At 75.5% G+C, this 3,687-nt stretch carries 4 protein-coding genes; 3 read left to right on the forward strand and 1 reads right to left on the reverse strand.

The window, feature by feature from the left end:
* Positions 1 to 75: 75 nt before the first annotated feature.
* From H5J30_RS21780 to H5J30_RS21790, 3 genes are read left to right on the forward strand one after another with little or no spacing between them, the layout of a single operon-like run.
* A complete protein-coding gene (locus tag H5J30_RS21780) occupies positions 76 to 1,278 on the forward strand; it encodes a polysaccharide pyruvyl transferase family protein (protein WP_181789073.1) in 1,203 nt (400 codons plus the stop codon).
* On the forward strand, positions 1,275 to 1,826 hold the full coding sequence (locus tag H5J30_RS21785; protein ID WP_181789074.1) for a dTDP-4-dehydrorhamnose 3,5-epimerase family protein: 552 nt from the start codon (positions 1,275 to 1,277) through the stop codon (positions 1,824 to 1,826). The genes H5J30_RS21780 and H5J30_RS21785 overlap by 4 nt, the downstream gene beginning before the upstream one ends.
* Positions 1,827 to 1,833: 7 nt before the next feature.
* Entirely contained in the window at positions 1,834 to 3,204 is a 1,371-nt protein-coding gene (locus H5J30_RS21790) for a glutamate-1-semialdehyde 2,1-aminomutase (RefSeq protein WP_309505600.1), read from the forward strand.
* Between the two features lie 12 nt (positions 3,205 to 3,216).
* Here the strand turns inward: H5J30_RS21790 and H5J30_RS21795 are convergent.
* On the reverse strand, positions 3,217 to 3,687 hold a 471-nt coding region (locus H5J30_RS21795), incomplete at its 5' end, for a phosphatase PAP2 family protein (RefSeq protein WP_181789075.1).

Genomic DNA, 3,687 nt, shown 5'->3' on the forward strand with positions numbered 1-3,687 from the left:
CCGCGCGCCGGTCGACCCGGGCCTGCTCACCGTCTCCGTCGACGCCCTGGTCGCCGGCCGGGAGGGGAGGCAGGGGTGACGGCGGTACGGGTCGGGGTGTTCGGCTTGCTCGGCTCCGGCAACTCCGGCAACGACGGGTCGCTGGAGGCCGTGCTCCGATACCTCCGCGCCGAGCACCCGGAGGCGGTCGTGGACGCGCTGTGCGGCGGCCCCGAGGCCGTCACGGCCCGGTACGGGATCCCCGCGAGGCGCCTGCACTGGTATCGCGGCGAGTACCGCACCGCGTCCCGCGCGGGCGCCCTCGCGGGCAAGGGCCTCGGGAAGCTCGTCGACGCCGTCCGCACCGCCGCCTGGGTGCGCAGGCACGACGTGGTGATCGTGCCGGGCATGGGCGTCCTGGAGGCCACGCTTCCGCTACGCCCGTGGGGCTTCCCGTACGCGCTGCTCCTGCTCTGCGCGAGCGGCCGGCTGGCCGGCACGGGGGTCGCACTCGTCGGAGTCGGCGCCGCCCCGATCGGGGACCGGCCGACGCGGACCCTGGTGCGCTGGTCGGCGAAGCTCGCCACCTACCGCTCGTACCGGGACACCCTGTCCCGCGACGCCATGCGGGCGATGGGCGTGGACACCGCCCGCGACGAGGTCCACCCGGACCTCGCGTTCGCCCTGCCGGCACCACCCCCCGGCACGCCCGCGGGCACGGTCTGCGTCGGCGTGATGGACTTCCACGGCGGCAACGGCGACCGCGCCCGGGCCGGCGAGATCCACCGGCGCTACGTCCGCGGCGTGACCCGGTTCGTCCGCGCCCTGGCCGAGGAGGGCAGACCGGTCCGCCTGCTCACCGGCGACGCCTGCGACGCGAAGGTGGCCGCCGCCATCCGCGACGCGGTGGGCCTCCCGCTGGTCACCGCCGCCGAAACGGCCTCGCTCGCTGACTTGATGGAGGAGGCGGCGGCCGCCGACGCCGTGGTGGCGACCAGGTACCACAACCTGGTCTGCGCACTGAAGGCCGGCACGCCCACCCTCGCGCTCAGCTACGCGGCGAAGAGCGACGCCCTCATGGAGCGGATGGGGCTCGGCGGGTACTGCCACCCGGCGCGCGAGATCGACGCCGACCGGCTGCTCGCCCAGTTCCGGGCGCTGGAGAAGCGGTCGGCGCAGCTGCGGGGGACCCTCGCGGAGCGGAACGCGGTCACCGCCCGGCGCCTTGAGGACCAGTTCACCGCCCTGACCGCGGCCCTGTTCCCGACGGCCGGCCACACACTGCGGGAGGCACCGTGAAGACGACGGACGTGCCGGCGATCGCGGGCGCGTACCTCTTCGAGCCGACGCCCCACGCCGACGAGCGCGGCTTCTTCTGCCGCACCTTCGACGCCGGCGTGCTCCGCTCCGCGGGCCTCGACCCGGCCGCCTTCGTCCAGGACAGCGTCTCGCGCTCGGCCCGGGGCGTGCTGCGCGGCCTGCACCTGCGCTCCGGCGCCGGCGAAGCCAAGCTGGTGCGGTGCTCGTACGGGCGGATCTTCGACGTCGTCGTCGACCTGCGGCCCGACTCGCCGACCTACCTGGGTCGGGCCTTCTTCGAACTGTCCGGCGAGACCCAGGCGACCCTGTACGTTCCGGCGGGGTGCGCGCACGGCTTCCAGGCACTGACCGGAACCGCCGACACCTCGTACCGGATCGACCGGCCGCACGATCCGGCCGAGGACGTGACGATCGCCTACGACGACCCGCAACTCGCCATCCCCTGGCCGCTGCCGGCGGCGTCGGTGTCCCGGCGCGACCGGGAGGCGCCGAGCCTCGCCGAGGTCCTGAAGCGACGGGAGAAGTGAGGCAGGCGTGGTCACCGCAACTCCCGATGGGCCCGCAGAGCCCGCAGAGCGCGAAGACGCCGAAGAGCCCTTCCTGCCCCGGTCGCGGCAGGCGAACGAGCGGCTGCACGCCCTGATCCCCGGCGGCGCGCACACGTACGCGAAGGGCGACGACCAGTACCCCGAGCACCTGGCCCCGGTCATCCGCCGCGGCCGCGGCGCCCACGTCTGGGACGTCGACGGCAACCGCTACCTCGAATACGGCTCCGGCCTGCGGTCGGTCAGCCTCGGCCACGCCCACCCGCGCGTGCTCGAAGCGGTGCGGCGGGAGCTGGACCGCGGCAGCAACTTCGTCCGGCCGTCCATCGTGGAGGCCGAGGCCGCGGAGCGCTTCCTGGCCACGGTGCCGACCGCCGAGATGGTCAAGTTCGCGAAGAACGGCTCGGATGCCACCACCGCCGCGGTGCGCCTGGCCCGCGCCGTCACCGGGCGCCCTCGGGTGGCCGTCTGCGCCGACCACCCGTTCTTCTCCGTCGACGACTGGTTCATGGCCACCACGCCGATGTCCGCGGGCATCCCGGCGGCGACCGCCGGGCTCACCGCGACCTTCCCGTACGGGGACCTGGCCGCCACCGAGGCGCTGCTGACCCGCTACGCGGACGAGGTCGCCTGCCTGGTCCTCGAACCGGCCGCCCACACCGAGCCCCCGCCCGGCTACCTCGCCGGCCTGCGGGAACTGGCCGACCGGCACGGCTGCGTGCTGGTCTTCGACGAGATGATCACCGGCTTCCGCTGGTCCGAGGCCGGCGCCCAGGGCCTGTACGGCGTCGTCCCCGACCTCTCCACCTTCGGCAAGGCCCTCGGCAACGGGTTCGCCGTCTCCGCGCTGGCCGGGCGGCGCGAGCTGATGGAGCGGGGCGGCCTGCGGCACCCCGGCGACCGGGTGTTCCTGCTGTCCACGACCCACGGCGCGGAGACGCACTCCCTGGCCGCAGCGATGGCCGTGCAGACCACCTACGTCGAGGAGGGCATCACCGCGCAACTGCACGCCCTCGGCGGGCGGTTGGCCGCGGGCGTCCGCGCCGCCGCGGCCGCCGCGGGCGTCGGCGACCACGTCGTGGTCCGGGGCCGGGCCAGCAACCTGGTCTTCGCCACCCTCGACGGGAACCGGCAGCCGTCGCAGCGTTACCGCACCCTGTTCCTGCGCCGGCTCCTCGCCGGCGGGGTGCTGGCGCCGTCGTTCGTGGTCAGCAGTGCGCTCACCGACGCCGACGTCGACCGCACGGCCGACGTGGTCGCCCAGGCGTGCGGGGTGTACCGGAAGGCGCTGGAGGCCGGCGACCCCGCCCCCTGGCTGGGCGGGCGACCGGTGCGGCCGGTGTTCCGCCGCCGGGCGTGAGGCGACGTGCCGTCAACGGCGCCTGCGGCGCAGGACGTCGGCCGACCGGTCGGTCAGCCACGCGGTCGCCGGTACCACCGCCAGTGCGGTGAACCAGCCGCCCAGGACGTCGGTCGGATAGTGCGCGTCCAGGGCGACCTGCGCCCAGCCCATGGCCGCTCCGGCGACCAGCGCCGCGGCCAGCACGAGTGACGTGCCGGCCGCCCTGCCGAGGCCGAGCCGGCCGGTCGCGAGCATCGCCGCCACGAGCGCGAGCGCGGTGGCGAAGGCGGTGTGCCCGCTCGGGTAGGACAGGTGCCCGCCGTGGATGGTGCGTCCGACCAGGGGCTTGAGCAGCATCGTCGCCCCCACGGCGATACCCGCGCCGGCGACGAGGAGCACCGCCGCACGAGGCCGCCGCAGCACCAGGCAGACGGCCACGGCGGTCAGCACCAGCGCCGCCGCGCCGACGGGCTCCCCCCAGAAGTCCGTTGCCAGCGCCGC

It is taken from the genome of Streptomyces phytophilus, from assembly GCF_013870535.1.
Classification (GTDB): domain Bacteria; phylum Actinomycetota; class Actinomycetes; order Streptomycetales; family Streptomycetaceae; genus Streptomyces; species Streptomyces phytophilus.